We start from the raw sequence: 20541 nt of genomic DNA, 5'->3' as shown, positions 1-20541 counted from the left end.
CTTACATGTTTTGTTTCATTGTGTTTTCTACTCTGAAATTCTGCTATACTATGGTTTGAATTGTTTTTATAGTGGGGGGCTAATACAATGAAATCATTACCTAAAGCCATCTTTTTAGACATGGACGGCACATTGTTGAATTATCAAAATCGTATTACAAAGCGTACGAAAGAAGCGATTGATCGTGTGAGAGAAAAAGGCATTTATGTGTTTATTGCAACGGGAAGAGGAAAAGATGAAATCTACCCAGCAACACCGGAAGGGTTTGAAGTCGATGGGATTATTAGTTCAAATGGTATGATCGGCTATTTAAACGATCAATGCTTGTTTGAACATACGTTACCATTTAACGTTGTTCAAACACTCGTAGAAAAAGCGCGCGTATCGAACATTTATTATGAGGTCTTTCCAACATCAGGTCGTGGACGGGTTGAACAAAAGGATCGACCGATGCTTGAAGCGAACATAGCAGGTGAGAAGGCAACGACTCTCGGGATCAACGAATGGAATGAGCGCTTAGAAGCGATAGATGGTACAATTGAATGGGTCGACAAATTAGCGAATGAAGGCTATTCTAAATTTTATTTTTTCAGTAATGATCAAGACGAGATGGAAAAATGGAAAAAGGAATTGTCTGAATTACAAGATGCACTACCTTTTTCAATGTCATCATCAACGGATCACAACGTAGAAGTGATGGTTGAAGGCAAAAATAAAGCAACCGGTATTCAAGATTGTTTAAGCCACTTAAAAATTGACGCCAAAGATAGTTTAGCTATTGGTGATAGCTATAACGATGTTGAAATGTTAAAAATGATCGGCTATTCTGTTGCGATGAAAAATGCACCAGAACCGATCAAAGCGTTGGCGGATACTGTGACAGACCTTTCAAATGAAGAAGAAGGCGTTGCAGACTACTTAGAAAAACACATATTGAATTAAGTAAGATGTGTATGTAAAAAAAGAAAAACAGTCAATATATTAGCCGAACAAAAAAGTATCTTAATTGTTCGGTTGTTTGTTTGAATAGCTTATAGCATATTGAAATATACGAGACTCCTACGGGAAAGCACGAGTCCGAAGATCCACTTTAGAAGCGCTTTTTGCTTCTAAAGTTAGCTGAGGCCGTGCCCGCAGAAAGCGAGAATATTTCAGGTTGCTATAAGCTATTATATTGTTTCATTTTAAATTGTCTCAGATCCATTTTTACTTTTTAATGTTTCTTCTAAACTTAACTTGTTTAATTTAATTTATTAAAGTGATAGAATGGAGCTTAGGCAGTTAGTAGAGACGGAGGTAAGCATATGGAACGTGGCAGTTTTCAAGGCATGAAGTCATTAAATAAATCAATTATTTTAACTAAAATTTTAAATGATGGTCCGATTTCAAGAGCACAAATTGCAAAAGAAACAAAATTAACGCCACCAACAGTTGGTTCCTTAGTAAAGGAATTAATTGATCAAAAGATTGTTAAAGAAAGCACACAAGGCACCTCTAAAGGTGGACGTAAACCGACCATGCTTGTAATTGATCACAAGGCTTATTACATGATTGGAATTGATGCAGGACCGCGTAAAATTGAAGTGATTTTAACCGATTTATTAGGACACATTGTCGATGTTAAACAGGTGAATCTCTTATTACCAATCACAGAAGAAGCTTTTTTACAAACGCTAATTCAGTCCATTGAAACAATGCTTAGTGACTATAGCCACCTATCAGAAGATATAATCGGAATTGGCGTGGCGATGCATGGTGTTGTTGATTCGGATTCAGGTACAGCATTATATGCTCCTAACTTAGACCTTCACAACATGCCAGTTGAAGAGACGCTGTCAAATCATTTTTCTTATTTAGTGAAAGTCGAAAATGATGCACGTGCACTTGCGTTAGCAGAAACATGGTTCGGTAAGGCGAAGGACACTGATCGATTGGTCGTTGTTAATATAGGAACGGGTGTCGGTGCTGGTGTTGTGATTGAAGGGGAGTTGTACCGTGGTGAGTCGCACATTGCGGGTGAAATGGGGCATATGACGATCGACTTGAATGGTGAAGTCTGTTCATGTGGCAATCGTGGCTGCTTGCAAACACTTATTTCAGGACCATCCATTGCAAGGCGAGCGAGAAGAGAAATTAATCGCGGTCAATCGTCTGTTCTTGCAGATGAAAAAGAAATAACGGCTCAAGTCGTTTACGAAGCGGCAGAAAACCAAGACTTGCTAGCGATTGATTTGTTGAAGTGGACTGGTTTTTATTTAGGTGTTGGATTAACCAATATTATTCACACGATCAATCCAGGCCAAATTATCTTAAATGGTGGTGTATCAAAGTCAGCAGAATACCTATTACCAACAGTACGTGAAACAGTTGGTGAAAGAGCATTAACAGATTCTGCTAAGGAAACGCCTATACATGTGTCTGACCTAGGAGATGAATCCACATCGCTCGGCGCGGTAGCTTTAGTATTAGATGAATTATTTGCAACCAATGGTGAATTGAATCGTTCATAATAAATAGACAAAATCCCGTGAATATAATAGCTCACGGGATTTTTATATCTCTTTAAAATGCTGATATATAAAAAAGCCCTCTTTAAGTGAGAGCTATTTGATATACCGTTTCAGCTGTTCATAAAAGTTCTCCCGTGTTCCGGCCAAAAGAACAATTAGTTTATTTTCATTAACTTCGTGGATAGTATAAGCAACTTCATAATTGGTACCTTTGTATTTAATGTCATATCCATAAATGCCGGCAAGATCCCCGTGCTTCGGTTTTCCGATATACGGGTCTTTTTTTAAATCAAGGAGAGCTTTTTCATAAGTCTGCTTCAGAGGCTTTTCTTTTAGTTTCTTAAAATAGCGTTCAGCAGCAGAACTGAATTGTATCTGATACATCATTCATTCTCCGAACCAAAGATATCACCAAAGCTGGAAGATTCCTTTTCACCATCGGCGATAGCATCTGCTTCTTCTAGCATATTAGTGACAGCTTTTTTAACATTTTTACTTTGGGCTTCAAATTGTTGTATTAGCTCATCGCCGGAATAGCCTTGAGCGATAAGATCTTTAAGAATTTCAACTGAAAATTCACCAGAATCTCTGCTTAGAGGCCTTAATACAATAGCTCCATCTTCAAGCGTGCATTCGACTTCATTATCAAGTCCAAGGTATTTATAGTATTTTAAAGGTATCGTAATTTGACGCTTTTTTGAAACACTAATAATTTTACGATCCATTTGATCACGCTCCGTATAAGTGGTATTCATCATTTTTACCTCTTTTTAGTATATACCGAAACCACAAAAAAGATGCCTATATCTTTGTATCTTTAAAATCATTATAACAAAGAAACAAAGAAAAATAAATTATCTTCAAAAATGTAAGTGTGTAATAAGTGAAAAGAAAAAAGTATAAATTAATTGTGGGCTATATTTATTTTTAGAATCGTGCAAGAAGCTAAGAAATGCTAAATGGCTTTAGCTATCTAGTAGATAGAGCTAAAGCCATTTAAGTTGCTATTTTTATTTCCGCTCTCTGCTTAACGGTGCTGAGGGTCAATCATTTTTTTACTAACAACATGTATTGAACAAATGAATTTCTATCTAGGCTTGAGTAGAAAAGTTAAATGTTGTTGTTTTACGATATACATCGTGTGCATCTAAATAAATACTAGGAAAGCCATCATGACTGACTGAAGCAGGTGATGCTTGTGTTTCAAGGCACACCCCTAAGTACTTAGCTGATGTGCGTTCCTTAAGCGTAAGTGAACGATCCAAATTATTGGATGTATACATGACCATGCCTGGTTGATCGGTTTTAACAGTTAGCACACGACCACTTCTTGGTTCACTTACTTTAACGTTGTACGGTTTCTTTTGATCAAAAACGAAGTAATGATCATAGCCGTCTCCTGCAACTTTGTTTTGAGGGTCACCCGAGTTCACACCATCGGCGATTTGGTGAGCAGTTGTAAAATCAAAGACTGTATTTCTAACGGGTAACAATTTACCGGTTGGAATGAGCTCTTCATCTAATTCAACGAACTGCTCGGCATCGATTTCAACTTCATGAGCTAAAACCGTATCTTTTAAGTCGCCAGATAAGTTGAAATAAGAATGGTTTGTTAACGTTAAGATCGTATCTTTGTCTGAAAATGCTTCATATTCAATTGAAAAATCATTATCGTTTGTTAGAGTGTATGTGATTTTAAATTTGACCGTACCTGGATAGCCACCTTCACCGTCCATGCTTGTATGATAAAGAACAGCTGATGCCATTTCAGCGCCCTCAATGAGTTCAACTTGATAACGGACGTTGTGAAGGCCTACTGTCCCGCCATGTAAATGATGGGCTCCTTCATTAGCCGGAAGTTCGTAAGTTTCTCCGTTAACCGTAAATTGGGAATTTTCAATTCGACCTGCAACACGGCCAATTAATGCACCGAAAAAGTTTTTGTTGTTTAAATACTCACGATAATCATTAAAGCCAATCACGACATTTTCAAACTCACCTTCATGATTCGGGGTATAGAGTGACGTGATAATACCACCGAAATCTAAAAAGTTCACTTCCATACCATGATCATTTTTTAATGTATATTCTGTCCATGTTTGGTCTTCTACGGTAATGGGTTTTTGTTGTGTTTGCATCATAAAAAATACTCCTCCTGTTGTCGATCGATTAGAGTGACGAGATAAAGCGTTTAAATGCCGCTCTTCCACTATTATTCGACTTAAATACCCCAGAATCCTTTAAAACACGGACAAATTTTTCAGCTAAATGTTGTTGAACGAGTGAATCAACGGATTGAGTTGGATTGTTGTCGAGATGTTCTTTCATTTCACTTGCCCAATCTTGATGGTATGCTTCTACTTTCGTTTGTTCTCCTCGTAAATACGCATTGATTTGGTCGAGTTCGGGTTTTAAGCGTGGAGGTAATACGGCAAGTCCCATCACTTCAATTAATCCGATATTTTCTTTTTTAATATGATGAACATCTTCGTGCGGGTGGAAGAGTCCACCAGGGTGCTCATCAGTTGTTCTGTTATTACGTAATACAAGATCGAGTTCGTATAACCCGTCACGCATACGTGCAATCGGTGTGATTGTGTTATGTGGCGTGTCATCGGTATAGGCAACAATATCAGCTTCTATATCTGAATAGCTGCGCCATTTTGTTAAAATGTGGTCTGCTGCTTGAACGAGTGTGTCTTGGTTATCGTCACGTAAACGAATGACAGACATCGGCCATTCCACAACACTGGCTTCAATGGTTGGATAGTTGTTAAGAGTGAACGTAAAAGCATCTTTTGCTTCAGTCATACCGAATGTATAATGGCCTGCTTGATAGTGATCATGACTTAAAATACTCCCACCTACAATTGGAAGATCGGCGTTTGATCCAATGAAATAGTGCGGGAACTTTTCTACAAATTTCAGTAAGCGACCAAACGTATCTTTTGATATAACCATTGGTCGATGTTCTTCACTAAACACGATACTGTGCTCATGGTAGTAAACATAGGGTGAGTATTGGAAGTACCATTTTTCATCAAGTAAGTTGACATCGATGACACGGTGATTCGATCGCGCCGGATGACCTGTTCGACCAACGTAACCTTCATTTTCAAAACAGAGTAAACATTTCGGGTACTGAACGGTAGGCTTCATCGCACGCTCACGTTTAATTTGTTCAGGGTCTTTTTCCGGTTTGGATAAGTTGATCGTAATATCGACTTTACCGTAGTCGGTTTGGGCTTCAAATTGAATATTTTTAGCAATCCGTTCCGTTTGGATATAGTGACTCACTTGCGATAGGTGATAGAAATAGTCTGTTGCCCGCATTGGGTCTTGCTCATAAAGGATATTGAACGTATCATTCACTTCACTCGGTTTAGGTAAAAAGACGTTCATAATATGAGCATCCAATTGTTCACGTTCATCAAGTGCATCTTTAATCACACCACGCTCCACAGCATCATCAATGAGACGCTTTAAAAGTTGTGGCATGTCTTCATCTGTTGATTCAACTCCTGTATCTCGAAACGTATCGAGTCCAATAAGTCCAAGAATTTGATTTCGACAATAGACGTGATCACGCAATGTAACTAATTTCGCTTCTGTTGCTTTTTTAATGAGTTGTTCGATTGTTTGTTCAATCATTCTATCCCTCCTCATAACCGTTTGGGTTCTTCGAATGCCAGCGCCATGCATCGCTTAAAATGCGATGAATCTCTGTTCGGGTTGGATGCCAACCGAGTTGCTTTTTCGCTTTTTCTGATGAGGCGATTAATTGACTTGGATCACCCGCTCGACGTTCGGCAACGACTTCAGGGATGGGGTGATTGGTAACGTTTCTTGCTGCTTCAATGATTTCTTTAACGGAAAAACCATTTGAACTTCCAAGGTTAAAGATATTACTTTCTCCACCAGCAGCTAAATATTCTACAGCTTTAATATGCGCATCGATTAAGTCTTCAACATGAATATAATCACGAATACACGTGCCGTCTTCTGTCGGATAATCATCTCCGAAAATATTAATATGTTCACGTTGTCCTAATGCAACTTGAAGGACAATCGGAATAAGATGGGTCTCTGGGTGGTGGTCTTCGCCGATAACAGCATCTGAGCGTGCACCTGCAACATTGAAGTAACGTAATGACACGTATCGCATATCATAAGCCTTTTCACACCAGTGCATCATTTTTTCCATTGTGCGTTTCGTTTCACCATACGTATTCGTAGGAACAGCTGGCATGTCTTCAGTAATCGGAACCACTTCAGGTTCACCGTAAGTTGCAGCCGTTGATGAAAAGACAATGTTTTTAATACCAAATGCATGCATCGCTTGTAAGAGCACTTGTGTACCATAGACGTTATTATCAAAGTATTTTAAAGGATCTTCCATTGATTCACCGACAAGTGAATTGGCAGCAAAGTGAATGACAGCATCGATTTGTTCGTTTTCAAATACTTCATGTAAAAAATTAATATCCCTTATATCACCAGGGTAAAATTGCGCATCTGGATGAATAGCATCCCGGTGACCCGTTGATAAATTATCGATCACAATCACGTGATGATTTTTTTCAATTAGTTGATAAACAGCGTGCGAGCCAATGTATCCAGCACCACCTAAGACGAGTACATTCATTTTCCGATTCCTCCTTATAATTCTTTCGCACCATCACCAATGGTTGCTTCATAGAAACTTGGTGCATAGCCTATTTTTTCTGTATATGTTTTTTCAATTTGTTCTTTAAATCCATCTACTTTTGCTTTTTCAACGAGTGCAATCGCACATCCACCGAATCCAGCGCCTGTCATTCGTGCGCCAAGCACACCCTCTTGTTTCCACGATTCTTCTGCTAGGGTATCAAGTTCAATCCCGGTGACTTCATAATCGTGTTGGAGTGAGAGGTGAGACTGATTTAACAAATCACCGAAACCCACTAAATCATTTGCTTCTAATTTTTTACGGGCATCTTTCGTTCGTTGGTTTTCATAGACAGCATGTTTTGCTCGTTTACGGTCTTCGTCGCTTTTAATGAGCCCTTGGTATTCTTCAAATAGAGGAATGGTCAGTTCACCTAAACTTGAAATATCCAATTGTGTTTGTAAGTCAACTAGTGCACGTTCACATTGACTTCTTCTCTCATTATACTTAGAGTCAGCAAGTTCTCGTCGTTTATTGGTGTTCATAATCATAATGATATAATCACCTAGTTGAATGGGTGCATAATGATAATCGAGTGTATCACAGTCTAGAAGAATAGCATGATCTTTCTTTCCCATCCCAATCGCAAATTGATCCATAATACCACTATTCACACCAATATACTCATTTTCAACGTGTTGACCAAGTTGAACCATGCGGATCCGATCAATCTCCAAATCGAACAATCCTTCTAACAAGACGCCTGTCGCAAGTTCAATTGAAGCGGATGAAGATAATCCAGCACCATTTGGAATATTTCCATAAAACAAGACGTCAAATCCATGCTCAATTTCAAAACCTTCATTAATCATGGCCTGAATCATCCCTTTAGGATAGTTTGCCCAGTCATGTTCACCGTCGTAACTTAATGAATCTAACGATAGAGAAACGACACCGAAATCTTCAAAGTTCTTAGAAAATAAACGAATTTGCCGGTCATCGCGTTTTCTAGCAAGTGCATACGTGCCAAAAGAGATCGAAGCGGGGAAGACGTAACCGCCATTATAATCAGTGTGCTCCCCGATTAAATTAATTCTACCCGGTGCGAAAAACTGTCGGATCTTATCGTCTGATTGGAAGACGTCTTTAAACGCATCTACTAAAAATTGTGTATCCATAAAATCAAACCTTTCTACAGTGTAATGTCCACTTAATTAAATTAATTTATTAACTATGTAGAGCATACCATGAATCGAATATGGATGCAATAAAAATGTAAGGGGTTTAATGCATAATTAACAATAGTTTATGGAGGGAATTGTATGTGCTAAAATAATAGAAACCAAACACTTCAATTTATAGATCGATTTATGATGGAAGGGTGAGTGAAATGACAAGTCAGGAAAAAACGATTCAAGAACTGCTTAAACAAGTAGATGAATTACAGAAAAAGCTAAACATTAAACCGGCACCTATGAAGGAAGGAACAGGTGGACGTCTATTCATTGATCCTAATAACCAAGAACAATGGGAATGGTATCATAATGATGAAGAATACGATTTTGATCTCTAGTCATTAGAGTCTAATGGACTGATTTTTCAGAAAAATTATGCTATACTAACACGATAAAATGGGGAGAGGATGAAGCGAAGTGGAAATCGAAAAATTAATAAAAGAGCGCCGGTCGGTATCACTTTTTGAAGAGCGTGATGTCGATATAGATGAATTAAAGAAAATGATTGAGACCGCTGTTTGGGTTCCGAATCATAAAAACACACAACCGTGGCGCTTCGTGATCATCACTGGCGACACAAAAGAAAGATTAGCTCAACTAGCTGGAGAGTTTAAATCACGAGGCATGGCGGGTGACGCTAAAGATCGTGCTTATCAAGCGGGCTATCAAATGTTTGCGCAAGTACCTGTTTATGTCATGGTTATGATGGATGAAAATCATGTTCTTAAACGTCGTCAAGAAGACTACGCCTCGACGAGTCTTGTCATCCATAATCTGAGCTTAATTGGTTGGGAAAAAGGACTCGGGATGATTTGGAAAACGGGTCCACTAACAGAAGAAAAAGCATTTCGCGAGTTAATTCAAATTGAAAAAGGTGAGAAGTTCGTCGGCATGATTCAAATTGGCTATCCGAAAAAAGTGCCAAAGCCACTACCACGTGTTGATATAAACAAACAGATCACTGAATTAACCTAATTAAACAAAAGGAAATCATCAAGTAACTCATGGTGGTTTCCTTTTTCTAATTTCAGAAATTGAGTTATACTGGAGGAGAGATTAAATAAAGGAGGCAATTAAATGGAGCATAAATCATTAGCGCCATTTCCAAACGATTTTTTATGGGGCTCTGCATCTGCAGCCTATCAAATTGAAGGAGCGCATGACCAAGATGGAAAAGGACCATCTGTGTGGGACGTCTACACGAAAAAACCGAATACAACGTACAAGGATACAAACGGTGATGTAGCGGTTGACCACTACAATCGTTTTAAAGAAGATGTACAGTTAATGAAAGAACAAGGCCTTAAAGCGTATCGATTTTCGATTGCTTGGACACGCATTTACCCTAATGGGAGTGGAGATGTAAACGAAAAAGGGCTACAGTTTTATGATGACTTAATTAATGAATTGATTAAAAACGATATCGAACCCGTTGTGACTGTCTATCACTGGGATGTCCCTCAAGCATTGATGGATGAATATGGTGCATGGGAATCCAGAAAAATTATTGATGACTTCACAAACTATTGCGCGACTCTATTTAAGCGTTATGGTGACCGTGTGAAGTATTGGGTCACGTTAAATGAACAAAATATATTTATCGGATTAGGTTATCAAAAAGGTGTTCACCCACCAGGTGTTAAGGATCCTAAACGGATGTATCATGCCAATCACATCGCAAATGTCGCAAACGCTAAAGTGATTGAAGCGTTCCGCGAGATCGTTCCTGATGGAAAAATTGGACCAAGCTTTGCTTATTCACCAGCGTATCCGTATGATTCAAGTCCAGAACATGTTTTAGCATCAGAAAATGCTGAAGCGATGAATTCACATTGGTGGATGGACATGTATGTATGGGGAACGTATCCAAAAGCGATTTGGAATCATTTAGAGCGTGAAGGGTTAGCCCCTAAATTTGAAGCGGGTGATGAAGAGCTACTTAAAAAAGCAACCCCAGACTTTTTAGGTTTGAATTATTATCAAACGGCAACTGTGAAAGCGAATCCATTAGACGGTGTTGGTGATGCTAAAATCAATACATCAGGTAAGAAAGGAACGCAAAAGGAATCTGGAACACCTGGTTTGTTTAAAGTTGTTAAAAACCCTTATCTTGATACGACAGATTGGGATTGGGTGATTGACCCTGACGGTTTACGTGTAGCCCTAAGACGTATGACCAACCGTTACGGACTACCTGTTTTAATTACAGAGAATGGCTTAGGTGCCTTTGATAAATTAGAAGAAGGCGACGTTGTCAATGATGATTACCGCATCGATTTCTTAAAAACGCATGTGGAAGCGATCCAAAAAGCCATCACTGATGGTGTCGATGTGATCGGTTATTGCACATGGTCATTTACGGATTTATTGAGCTGGTTAAATGGTTACCAGAAACGTTACGGTTTCGTCTATATCAATCGAGATGAAGACGGTCCGAAAGATTTAAGACGTATTAAGAAGAAAAGCTACTACTGGTATAAAGACGTCATTGAACGCAATGGACTAGAGTAATCCGATTTATTAGAAAGATCCACTCAAAGAAATGAGTGGATCTTTTTTATACGTCCATACGCTGATAAGTCGCTTTAGCTAAACGTTCAAGCAAATAGACGACGGGAATTTGTGTCGTTAAATTGGTATGATTCAAAAACTCATTACTGACATAGTAGGCTAGGTGGTAATCAGATAATTTGGCAAGCGAGCTATCGGCATGGTTTGTAATACTAACAATCGTACTACCTTCTTGTTTAAATTGATTGACTTGATTTAAAGTTGATTCCGTTTCGCCTGAAACACTCAAAACGATGGTCACACTTTCTTCAATATATTGCTCATGTATTGGCATAAATGGGTCTTTAATGTAAAAAGCAAACTTTTTTAAACCGGAAAAATAACGCGAGCCATATTCAGCTAAAATCCCAGAACTCCCAATGCCAATAAAGACAACACGCTTGGCTTCGGCTAAAACAGATGCAATGGTCTCGATTTTTTCCTGAAAGTCTTGTGTCAATGTTCGCTCCAGAAACTCCGTTAAACTCGTATCGCCTGAAATAATCGATTGTTGATCGGTCTGTTTTTCTTTATACATTTTTAACTTTACTTTAAATTCAGAAAAACCATCACAATCAAGCTTTTGGCAAAAACGTAAGATGGTCGTGGTTGAGACGTGTGTTTCATTGGCTAAATCTCTAATACGCATATAAATAACTTGATCAATATGTTTAATAACATAATTGTAGAGACGGTGTTCTAAATCCGAAAAACTAGCGATTTGTTCATGGGTAAACATCGTAAACAACCTCTCTTTTCTACCATTTCCTCTTTATATTATAGGCTTGTGTAAGTGAATAGCGCAAGCGAAGTCAAACTGTAAAATCATCATTCTTCCAATTTTTTATAAAAATCATGTATAAAAATGAAACAGCTTGCCCCACAATGACTGATGAACGATCAAAGATCAAAGATTCCTAATTTAGAAACGTTGTAAATGTCGGTATGTGGTTTTTTGAAAATAAAAGGAGGAAATAATGATGAAACCATTTTTCATCAGTTTAATGACTTTATCACTTATTACGACAAGCTTTACTGAAATACCTGAAGAAAGTACTTATCAAGTTCAAAGAGGTGATACATTATGGCATATTGCACAAGATCATGATGTATCTGTCAGAACATTAAAGACAATTAATGAATTAAATACGGATTTAATTTTTCCAGATCAAGAGATTCAAGTAGAAGATGAAACAATACATGAAGTCGTAAAAGGCGATACACTCTATCAGATAGCAAAGGCAAATGATTTAACAGTAGAGGATTTAAAACAATTTAATCAGTTAACGAGTGACTTAATTCTTGTCGGTGAGACATTAACCTTAATCGAAAGAGAACGTCACGTGGAAAAAACGCGTAACGTCGTGAATGAGCAAAAAGAAGAACATGTGGATTCTGAAACATCATCAGAAGAACCTGCAGCAGAAGTGGTTGCATCTAGTCAGGAATGGACGATGACAGCAACAGCCTACACAGCAGAATGTGATGGGTGTAATGGAATTACCGCGACAGGGATCGATCTTAATCAAGACCGATCAAAAAAAGTAGTTGCTGTTGATCCAAATGTGATACCACTAGGGTCACGTGTCTATGTTGAAGGATACGGAGAAGCGATCGCAGGAGATGTTGGCGGTGCCATTAAGGGGCACAAAATCGATATTCATGTACCAACGACCGAAGAAGCACTCGCTTGGGGCGTTCGACAGGTGACAGTTGAGTTACTAGAGTGACCATAAAAAAGAATAGAGAGAAGTCACAAATAGTGCCTTCTCTCTATCTTAGTACGAGACATTTGTACTCGTCTGTTGGTCATCCACGATAACGCCTTGGTCAGGGTTATCTTGAACAAACCCAATGACACCAAAAGCTAATACCAATAGCAGAAATAATACAATTAATCCTTTCCGCATCAGTCTTTCCCCCTACTCATTTGTAAACCTATTGTTTATTGTATATCATTGTAGACGAGTAGAAAAGTATAAAGTTACATATATTTCAAAAAAGTGAGGGGATTTTATGTCATCCTATCAAACAGCAACGGTAACTGAAGTGAAGAAGCTAGGGGAAGGCACAAGAGTGTGTTTAGATTTCATTGATGAGCTCAAACCAGATGAAGGCATATGGATTGGTAACACGGGAAATGGTTATTTAATGGCGCTTTCTGAAAACAGGTCAACGGATACGTATCCGCCACGTCCATTTCGCGTAAATGCGGGTGCATATCATCATTATTTATTGCGTGACGAAGAGAAAACGGGCTATGTCGCTGAAATGAATCCAGGCGATGACGTATTCGTTTGGCATCATGATCAATACCGACAAATTCCTATTGGTCGTATTAAACGCGAGAAACGTCCTTTTATTCGGGTTGTTTGCCAACTAAAAAATGAAGATAAACAAATCTCTGTCACTGTACAAGATGCCGATAGTGTGCACTTATTAGGCGCAGATGGTGAACCTAAGCAAGCGATTGAGTTAGTGGTAGGCGATGAATTAGCTTGTCGTCCTGATCAAGCTGGGCGTCATTTAGGTGAAAAAATTACAGAAGAGATCGAGGAATATTAAAAAAGTTATTAGAAAATTCTTATATTTATGTTGACATTCGAATCGAATTCGCATAAGATAGAAAACAACTTATAAACGTGATGCGTTGATAAAGAGGAGTAGCTTCATGTCTAATCTAAAGAGAGCTAGTGGTTGGTGTGAACTAGCGATAGTGTGAAGTGAATGGACTTTTGAGCATTCAAACCGAATCGCATACTTTGCGTAGTAGGCTTTGACGGGTGTTGTTTAGCCGTTATCCATAAACAAAAGTTCGCAAAACGGACTTTCTTAAAGTGAGCTCGCTTAGAGCTAACTAAGGTGGTACCACGGGTCTGACTCGTCCTTAATCGGATGATCGGCTCGTTTTTTTTATTCTTTTTTAATAAATACAATTGTTTAAGTGAGATTAGTAGATTAACAGACATTTTTTAAAGCGAACTAACGGTGGTGAGAGGTTAGTGAAAATGTGTTAATTGAATGGCCTCATGAGAGCTTTTCTGAACAGTTTTTAGTAGGAAAAGACGGCTAACCTTCGTTAACAGGTTTAAAGAAGTAGAGTGAAAAGACTCTAAAATGGTGGTGGCACCGCGGTTGCATAGAAAACCGTCCCCTCTAAATAGCAGCTGTTATTTGGAGGTTTTTGTTTTTTAGGGGGAAATAAGAACAAAAGGGGTGAAGATGTGATGCATTATCAAACACGACAATTAAATGGGGATACACTAACACCGATTGCGGTTTACAATCGTATAAAAGGTGAGAAGAAATTCATATTAGAAAGTTCGAGCCATCACGGGGATAAAGGGCGCTATTCATTTATAGGCGCCAATCCGTTCAAAGAAGTGATTGGCACGTTAAATGAGACGACAGTCAAGACTGCATCAGGAATTGAACAAATTGATGCACAGCCGATTGAAGTATTAAAACGACATATTCCAAACGTAGATTTGAATCTTCCGTATGCTTATTACGGCGGTGCAGTCGGTTATATCGGATATGATATGATTCGCGGATACGAGGACATTGGAAATGTACTGGATGATCCGATTGATATGCCAGATGTGCATATGATGTTTTATCAAGATACGATTGTTTTTGATCATCAAAAGCAAACGGTCACGCTGATTGCGCTAAATTATTCAGGTGAAAGGACACAAGCGGATTTAAGTGAGCGATTAGATGAGATGGAAGCTCAAATCGCAAAAGCTGTTGATTATCAGCCGGATCAACCACTAACACTCGACTTTTCAAAAACGATTGAAAAGCAGACCTTTAAAGAGATGGTGAATAAAGCTAAACAACATATTATTGATGGGGATATTTTTCAAGTCGTCTTATCTCAAACATTAATTGCTCAGTTTGATACCGATCCATTTCAATTTTACAGACGATTAAGAGTTTCAAATCCATCACCTTATATGTTTTACATCGATTTTTCTGAATACTGTCTGCTAGGTGCTTCACCTGAGAGTTTAATAAAAGTAACAGGAAAAGAGATTGTGACCAATCCAATTGCCGGTACAAGACCGAGGGGCAAAACGATTTCAGAAGACGAAGCATTGGCTGAGGAACTGTTGTCAGATGAAAAGGAACGGGCTGAGCACAAAATGTTGGTTGACCTGAGTCGAAATGATTTAGGCCGTGTATGTGAAGTCGGGTCCATCCAGTTACCAACATTTATGACGATCGAACGGTATCAACATGTGATGCACATTGTCTCTGTTGTCACAGGCCAGTTGCATGATGATATGCATAGTTTAGATGCGTTAGTCGCCACATTACCAGCTGGAACAGTCTCAGGTGCACCGAAAATCAGAGCGATGCAGATCATTAACGATTTAGAAGATCGAAAACGCGGTGCCTATTCAGGATCAGCCGGTTATATTAATTTAAATGGCGACCTTGATTTGGCACTTGCAATCAGAACGATGGTTATAAAAGACCAACATGCTTATGTAAGAGCAGGGGCAGGCATTGTCTATGATTCAGATCCTGAAAGTGAATACGAAGAAACATTAAATAAAGCCAAATCCTTATTGGAGGTAGCAAAATCATGATTCTTTTAATCGATAACTACGATTCATTTACGTACAATTTATTTCAATATATGGAAGAGTTAGGTGAAGATGTCGAAGTCATTCGAAATGACAAAGTATCATTAGAAGAAATCAAAGCAAAATCACCTGAAGCGATTGTCATTTCACCTGGACCTGGAACACCATCTGAAGCGGGCATCTGTATTGAACTCGTTCAAACATTTGAAGAGAGATTCCCGATATTAGGTATTTGTCTCGGACATCAAGCGATTGCAGAGGCATACGGGGCAACAATCACACATGCAAAGGAAGTAAAGCACGGAAAGCAATCGCCCGTTAAACACCATGAGCAAGACATTTTTGATCAATTACCAAATCCAGTTGAAGTGATGCGCTACCATTCACTTGTCGTAAAGCCAGATACAATGCCAGATGAACTTGAGTTAACAGCAACGGCTCTTGATGACGGTGAAATTATGGCACTAAAACATAGAACGCTACCAATTTACGGGATGCAGTTTCACCCAGAATCAATTGGAACAAATGATGGCAAAACATTACTAGCGAATTTTTTCAAAACAATAAGGGGGCATTCAAAGTGAAACATTATTTAAAAAAAGTGATGGATCAACAAGACTTAACGTTTGAAGAAATGAATGAAGCGTCCCGTTTAATGTTTGAACCCGAGACATCACCGGTGCAAGTCGCTGGATTTTTATCGGCATTAAAAACAAAAGGTGAATCAGTTGGTGAAATCGCTGGTTTAGTCGAAGTTATACGGGATAAGGCGATTCAGCTTCCGATTGATTTCCCTGGGGCTATGGACAATTGCGGAACAGGTGGTGATGGTTCGCAAAGTTTTAATATTAGTACGACCAGTGCATTTGTCATGGCTGGTGCTGGTATGACGGTTGCTAAACATGGTAATAGAAGTATTTCAAGTAAAACGGGAAGCGCGGATGTGTTAGAAGCACTTGGAGTTAAATTAACCGCAACAAAAGATGAGATGGCGCATCTTTTATCAACACATGGCATTGCCTTTTTATTTGCTCAACACGTACACCCAGCGATGAAACAAGTAATGGGGATTCGTAAATCACTCGGTGTGCCGACAATCTTTAATTTAATCGGACCATTGACCAATCCAGTCAAGCTAACGACACAAATGGTCGGTATTTATAGAAGAGATCTACTTGAACAAATGGCCAATACGCTGCACCAACTAGGCAGAAAGCGCGCCCTTGTGATCAATGGCGCTGACTATATGGATGAAGCATCGCTTGCTGGTGAAAATTTTTGTGTGCTTTTAGATCGTGGTGAACTCATGCAATTTACAATTAAACCTGAAGAAGTCGGATTGATGAGTGCGAGCAATGACACGATCAAAGGCGGGGATGCAGAAGAAAATGCGCGTATTCTGCGCGATGTGATAGAAGGCAAGGAAGGCCCGCATCGTGATGTCGTCTTGTTAAATGCAGGATTAGGTCTCTTTGCAAATGGAAAGGCACAAACGGTTCAAGAAGGTGTTCAGTTAGCTAAAGAAAGTATCGACTCGAAAAAAGCTTTAGCCAAATTAGACGGGTTGGTTGATTTCAAGTACGACCAAGATGTGAAAGGGAGATAAGGTATGATACTTGATGACATTATTAAAGAAAAGAAAAAAGAAGTCGCACGTCTAAAGCAAGATTCAACTATTAATACCAGTAAACGTCAGTATCCCGTTCGCTCCTTTTTCAAAATGGCTCGTTCAAATAATAAATTATCGATTATTGCCGAATTTAAAAGAGCATCACCTTCTAAAGGAGTGATCAATGCTGACCTGGACCCTAAAGTTCAAGCCTCAACTTATGAAAAAGCAGGCGCATCCATGATATCCGTTTTAACTGATACACCCTTTTTTAAAGGTGATATGGATGATTTAATTGCTGTGAGAGAAACGGTTAATATACCGATTTTAAATAAAGATTTTATCATTGATCCAGTGCAAATTGATCGTGCCTACCAACATGGCGCCGATGTGATTTTATTAATTGTTAGGGCTTTATCAACTGAACAACTCGCTTCACTTTATCAACATGCTAAACGTCTTGGTTTAGAAGTGCTCGTTGAAGTTCATGATGAACAAGAGCTACAAGCAGCACTTGATATTGATGCTACATTGATCGGAATTAACAATCGTAATTTAGATACATTTGAAGTTGATTTAAAAACGACTGAAGACCTTGCGAAAATGTTAAATCCCGAGGATCATCTGATCATTAGTGAAAGTGGTATGAAGACAACAGAAGATGTGTTACGTGTTAAAAAAGCAGGAGCAGAAGCAATTTTAGTCGGGGAGACGATGATGCGATCGGATAATTTAACCGATACATTTGAACTTTTAAGTGGAGAAGGTGACCGGTTGTGATTGTGAAAATCTGTGGCTTAACAGATGCCTCGCAAGTTCATGCTGCAACACGACTCGGAGCAGATTTAATCGGTTTTGTTTTTGCTAAAAGCAAACGTCAAGTAACAGCAGAAGACGTGAAGACGTGGATCCCTCATATAGTGGGCGATGCAAAAGCTGTAGGTGTATTTGTTAATCAGTCGATTGATGAAATTAATAAAATCGTTCAAAAGACGGGTCTAGATTACGTTCAGCTTCACGGTCAAGAAACGGTTGCCGATTGCAGGAATTGTCTTGTGCCCGTTATTAAAGCGGTGTCCGTTTCAACTGAAGCGGATCTTGATAAGATCGACGCCTATCTTGAGGTTTGTGAGTATGTCTTGATTGATGGTGCGACACCTGGAAGCGGTCAACCATTTGATTGGCGATTGCTTGAAAGGATTAATCATGGGAAAGATCGCTTAATTTTAGCAGGTGGATTAAATCCAGACAATGTAAATCATGCAATTGAGAAAACAGGTGTTGGCGGAGTCGATGTCAGCAGTGGTGTCGAGACAGAAGGTAAAAAAGATGAAGATAAAATACACGCCTTTATACAATCAGCAAAGGAAGGATCGAGATGACAATGACAAATTATGAACAACCCAATAAAAATGGGCATTACGGTGAATTTGGTGGACGCTTTGTCCCCGAGACGTTAATGCCAGCTGTTTTAGAATTAGAAGAAGCGTATAATGACGCGAAAAACGATCCGAATTTTCAAGCAGAATTAGATGCTTATCTGAAAGACTATGTAGGACGCGAAACACCGCTTTATTATGCTCAACGTTTAACGGAAAAATTAGGTGGCGCTAAAGTTTATTTAAAACGTGAAGATTTAAACCACACAGGTGCTCATAAAATTAACAATGCACTCGGTCAAGCCTTGTTAACAGTACGTATGGGCAAGAAAAAAGTTGTCGCCGAAACAGGCGCCGGACAGCACGGTGTCGCAACTGCAACCGTATGTGCGCTGCTCGGACTTGAATGCATTGTTTTCATGGGCGAGGAAGATATTAAACGCCAACGATTAAATGTGTTTCGAATGGAACTACTCGGTGCTAAAGTAGAATCTGTCACTCACGGTAGTGGTACGTTAAAAGATGCTGTCAACGAAGCGCTTCGCTATTGGGTAGCGAATGTTGAAGATACACATTACATCATTGGATCTGTTGTTGGACCGCATCCATTCCCACAAATCGTTCGTGATTTTCAATCGGTGATCGGTCAAGAAACAAAAGAGCAGTTTGACGCTGTTGATTCCACACTTCCTGATGCTGTTGTCGCTTGTATCGGTGGCGGTAGTAATGCAATGGGGATGTTTTACCCATTTGTGAATGATCAGTCCGTTAAGTTATATGGTGTTGAAGCAGGCGGTTCAGGTATTGAAACAGGTAAACACGCCGCCACACTCTCTAAAGGTGAAATGGGTGTTCTGCACGGGACGATGACCTACTTGCTTCAAGATCAAAATGGTCAAATTCAAGAGGCGCATTCAATCTCAGCTGGACTCGACTATCCAGGTGTTGGCCCTGAACATAGCCACCTTAAAGAAACCAAGCGTGTTCAATACGACTCAATCACCGACCAAGAAGCGTTAGAAGGATTGAAGTTACTGTCTCAAACAGAGGGTATTATCCCTGCGCTAGAATCTGCACATGCGATTCAATATTTAACTAAGCTAGCACCTAAGATGGATAAAGATCAATCGATCGTTGTTTGTTTATCAGGTCGTGGTGATAAAGATGTTGAAGCAGTAAAGGATGCATTAGGAGGTCAAGTTGATGGGTAAAGCATATTTAGATCAAGCATTTCAAAATGTTCTAACAAATGGAGATAAAATTTTCGTCCCGTACATCATGGCTGGTGACGGTGGACTCGATCAATTACCGAAACAGATTAAACTATTGGAAGACGCCGGCGCGTCAGCGATTGAACTAGGCATTCCATTTTCTGATCCAGTAGCAGACGGACCAACCATACAAGAAGCAGGAATCCGCGCACTAGAAGAAGGTGTTGGGCTGAATGACATTCTCGATGTGTTAATAAAGACAAAAGATGATCGCAAAATCCCTGTTATTTTAATGACGTATATCAATCCGATTTATCGCTTTGGTGTAAAACCATTCAGTGCTAAATGCAGTGAAGCGGGTGTAGATGGATTAATTATCCCAGATATTCCATTGGAGGAGGAGAGTTTAGTTGCAGATGCATTGGCTGAACAAGATATTGCGCTCATTCGCCTTGTTGCACTCACAAGTCCGAAAGACCGCCAAATTGAAAGTGCCAAACGAACAGAAGGTTTCTTATACGCAGTCACCGTAACAGGCACAACAGGTGAGCGTAAAGATATTAAAGAAAACGTCTCAACTTATTTAGATGCGCTTAAAGAAATGAGTGATTGCCCAGTCTTAGCTGGATTTGGGGTCTCGACTCCTGATCAAGTCAAACAACTATCAAAAGCGTGTGACGGGGTTGTCGTTGGAAGTAAAATTGTTAAAAGTTTGCATGAAAACGACCATCAACCGATTTACTCAATGATTCAAGCCGCTAAAAATTGAGATTCGCGCATAAAATGATAATTATCGCGCGTAAA

At 39.2% G+C, this 20541-nt stretch carries 22 protein-coding genes and 2 other annotated features; of the genes, 14 read left to right on the top strand and 8 right to left on the bottom strand.

All coding sequences use genetic code 11. The annotated features are described in order from the left end of the window. The first annotated feature begins 87 nt into the window (after positions 1-87). Both BLR62_RS00885 and BLR62_RS00880 read left to right on the top strand, forming a co-directional pair. Entirely contained in the window at positions 88-942 is an 855-nt protein-coding gene (locus BLR62_RS00885; RefSeq protein WP_090791912.1) for an HAD family hydrolase, read from the top strand. Between the two features lie 362 nt (positions 943-1304). Beyond that, positions 1305-2510: an ROK family transcriptional regulator gene (locus BLR62_RS00880; protein ID WP_090791909.1), complete on the top strand. Its 1206-nt coding sequence runs from the start codon at positions 1305-1307 to the stop codon at positions 2508-2510. Between the two features lie 93 nt (positions 2511-2603). On the opposite strand, the gene BLR62_RS00875 is transcribed toward BLR62_RS00880, so the two are convergent. The 6 genes from BLR62_RS00875 to BLR62_RS00850 all read right to left on the bottom strand — a co-directional run bounded on the left by BLR62_RS00875 (position 2604) and on the right by BLR62_RS00850 (position 8336). Beyond that, on the bottom strand, positions 2604-2894 hold the full coding sequence (locus BLR62_RS00875) for a type II toxin-antitoxin system RelE/ParE family toxin (RefSeq protein ID WP_090791906.1): 291 nt from the start codon (positions 2892-2894) through the stop codon (positions 2604-2606). After that, positions 2894-3265 (bottom strand): AbrB/MazE/SpoVT family DNA-binding domain-containing protein, encoded by a 372-nt coding sequence (locus BLR62_RS00870; protein ID WP_090791902.1) that lies wholly within the window; start codon positions 3263-3265, stop codon positions 2894-2896. Before BLR62_RS00870 ends, BLR62_RS00875 begins: the two co-directional genes overlap by 1 nt. Before the next feature lie 336 nt (positions 3266-3601). Continuing rightward, a complete protein-coding gene (locus BLR62_RS00865) occupies positions 3602-4651 on the bottom strand; it encodes an aldose epimerase family protein (RefSeq protein ID WP_342706528.1) in 1050 nt (349 codons plus the stop codon). 28 nt (positions 4652-4679) lie between these two features. Further along, complete coding sequence (gene galT / locus BLR62_RS00860) at positions 4680-6161, bottom strand: UDP-glucose--hexose-1-phosphate uridylyltransferase (protein WP_090791899.1); 1482 nt, start codon at positions 6159-6161, stop codon at positions 4680-4682. Position 6162: 1 nt separating this feature from the next. Next, positions 6163-7155 carry a UDP-glucose 4-epimerase GalE gene (galE, locus tag BLR62_RS00855; protein WP_090791896.1) on the bottom strand — a complete coding sequence of 331 codons (993 nt, stop codon included), beginning with the start codon at positions 7153-7155 and terminating at the stop codon, positions 6163-6165. A gap of 14 nt (positions 7156-7169) precedes the next feature. Beyond that, on the bottom strand, positions 7170-8336 hold the full coding sequence (locus BLR62_RS00850) for a galactokinase (protein ID WP_090791893.1): 1167 nt from the start codon (positions 8334-8336) through the stop codon (positions 7170-7172). A 212-nt stretch (positions 8337-8548) separates the two neighbouring features. Between BLR62_RS00850 and BLR62_RS00845 the strand changes: the two genes are divergently transcribed. From BLR62_RS00845 to BLR62_RS00835, 3 genes are all read left to right on the top strand, one after another. Beyond that, entirely contained in the window at positions 8549-8731 is a 183-nt protein-coding gene (locus tag BLR62_RS00845; RefSeq protein ID WP_090791890.1) for a hypothetical protein, read from the top strand. A gap of 79 nt (positions 8732-8810) precedes the next feature. After that, complete coding sequence (locus tag BLR62_RS00840) at positions 8811-9368, top strand: nitroreductase family protein (RefSeq protein ID WP_090791888.1); 558 nt, start codon at positions 8811-8813, stop codon at positions 9366-9368. A 102-nt stretch (positions 9369-9470) separates the two neighbouring features. Then, positions 9471-10904, top strand: a complete 1434-nt coding sequence (locus tag BLR62_RS00835; protein WP_090791886.1) for a glycoside hydrolase family 1 protein — start codon at positions 9471-9473, stop codon at positions 10902-10904. Between the two features lie 46 nt (positions 10905-10950). On the opposite strand, the gene BLR62_RS00830 is transcribed toward BLR62_RS00835, so the two are convergent. Then, a complete protein-coding gene (locus BLR62_RS00830) occupies positions 10951-11682 on the bottom strand; it encodes a MurR/RpiR family transcriptional regulator (protein ID WP_090791884.1) in 732 nt (243 codons plus the stop codon). A 238-nt stretch (positions 11683-11920) separates the two neighbouring features. Here BLR62_RS00830 and BLR62_RS00825 point away from each other — a divergent pair, with 238 nt between their 5' ends. Beyond that, complete coding sequence (locus BLR62_RS00825; RefSeq protein ID WP_245719363.1) at positions 11921-12673, top strand: 3D domain-containing protein; 753 nt, start codon at positions 11921-11923, stop codon at positions 12671-12673. Between the two features lie 48 nt (positions 12674-12721). Here BLR62_RS00825 and BLR62_RS12635 read toward each other — a convergent pair whose 3' ends face one another. Further along, positions 12722-12853, bottom strand: a complete 132-nt coding sequence (locus tag BLR62_RS12635) for a hypothetical protein (protein ID WP_281241141.1) — start codon at positions 12851-12853, stop codon at positions 12722-12724. Positions 12854-12959: 106 nt separating this feature from the next. Here BLR62_RS12635 and BLR62_RS00820 point away from each other — a divergent pair, with 106 nt between their 5' ends. From BLR62_RS00820 to trpA, 8 genes are all read left to right on the top strand, one after another. Beyond that, positions 12960-13508 carry a 3-dehydroquinate synthase II domain-containing protein gene (locus BLR62_RS00820; RefSeq protein ID WP_090791879.1) on the top strand — a complete coding sequence of 183 codons (549 nt, stop codon included), beginning with the start codon at positions 12960-12962 and terminating at the stop codon, positions 13506-13508. Positions 13509-13584: 76 nt separating this feature from the next. Next, positions 13585-13835 (top strand) — a binding site (T-box leader). A 38-nt stretch (positions 13836-13873) separates the two neighbouring features. Next, positions 13874-14101: a binding site (T-box leader), on the top strand. A gap of 69 nt (positions 14102-14170) precedes the next feature. Further along, positions 14171-15541, top strand: coding sequence for an anthranilate synthase component I (gene trpE / locus BLR62_RS00815; RefSeq protein ID WP_090791876.1), 1371 nt, complete (start codon positions 14171-14173; stop codon positions 15539-15541). Further along, positions 15538-16122: an anthranilate synthase component II gene (locus tag BLR62_RS00810; RefSeq protein ID WP_090791873.1), complete on the top strand. Its 585-nt coding sequence runs from the start codon at positions 15538-15540 to the stop codon at positions 16120-16122. Before trpE ends, BLR62_RS00810 begins: the two co-directional genes overlap by 4 nt. After that, positions 16119-17144 carry an anthranilate phosphoribosyltransferase gene (gene trpD / locus BLR62_RS00805; protein ID WP_090791871.1) on the top strand — a complete coding sequence of 342 codons (1026 nt, stop codon included), beginning with the start codon at positions 16119-16121 and terminating at the stop codon, positions 17142-17144. The genes BLR62_RS00810 and trpD overlap by 4 nt, the downstream gene beginning before the upstream one ends. Before the next feature lie 3 nt (positions 17145-17147). Further along, a complete protein-coding gene (gene trpC / locus BLR62_RS00800; protein ID WP_090791868.1) occupies positions 17148-17927 on the top strand; it encodes an indole-3-glycerol phosphate synthase TrpC in 780 nt (259 codons plus the stop codon). Then, positions 17924-18529 (top strand): phosphoribosylanthranilate isomerase, encoded by a 606-nt coding sequence (locus BLR62_RS00795; protein WP_090791865.1) that lies wholly within the window; start codon positions 17924-17926, stop codon positions 18527-18529. Before trpC ends, BLR62_RS00795 begins: the two co-directional genes overlap by 4 nt. 2 nt (positions 18530-18531) lie before the next feature. Then, on the top strand, positions 18532-19737 hold the full coding sequence (gene trpB, locus BLR62_RS00790; RefSeq protein ID WP_090792577.1) for a tryptophan synthase subunit beta: 1206 nt from the start codon (positions 18532-18534) through the stop codon (positions 19735-19737). After that, positions 19730-20506: a tryptophan synthase subunit alpha gene (trpA, locus tag BLR62_RS00785; RefSeq protein ID WP_090791863.1), complete on the top strand. Its 777-nt coding sequence runs from the start codon at positions 19730-19732 to the stop codon at positions 20504-20506. The genes trpB and trpA overlap by 8 nt, the downstream gene beginning before the upstream one ends. The last annotated feature ends 35 nt before the right edge of the window (positions 20507-20541 follow it).

Source organism: Pelagirhabdus alkalitolerans (genome assembly GCF_900096905.1).
GTDB classification, from domain to species: domain Bacteria; phylum Bacillota; class Bacilli; order Bacillales; family Amphibacillaceae; genus Pelagirhabdus; species Pelagirhabdus alkalitolerans.
This window is presented reverse-complemented; position numbering and strand designations above follow the sequence as displayed.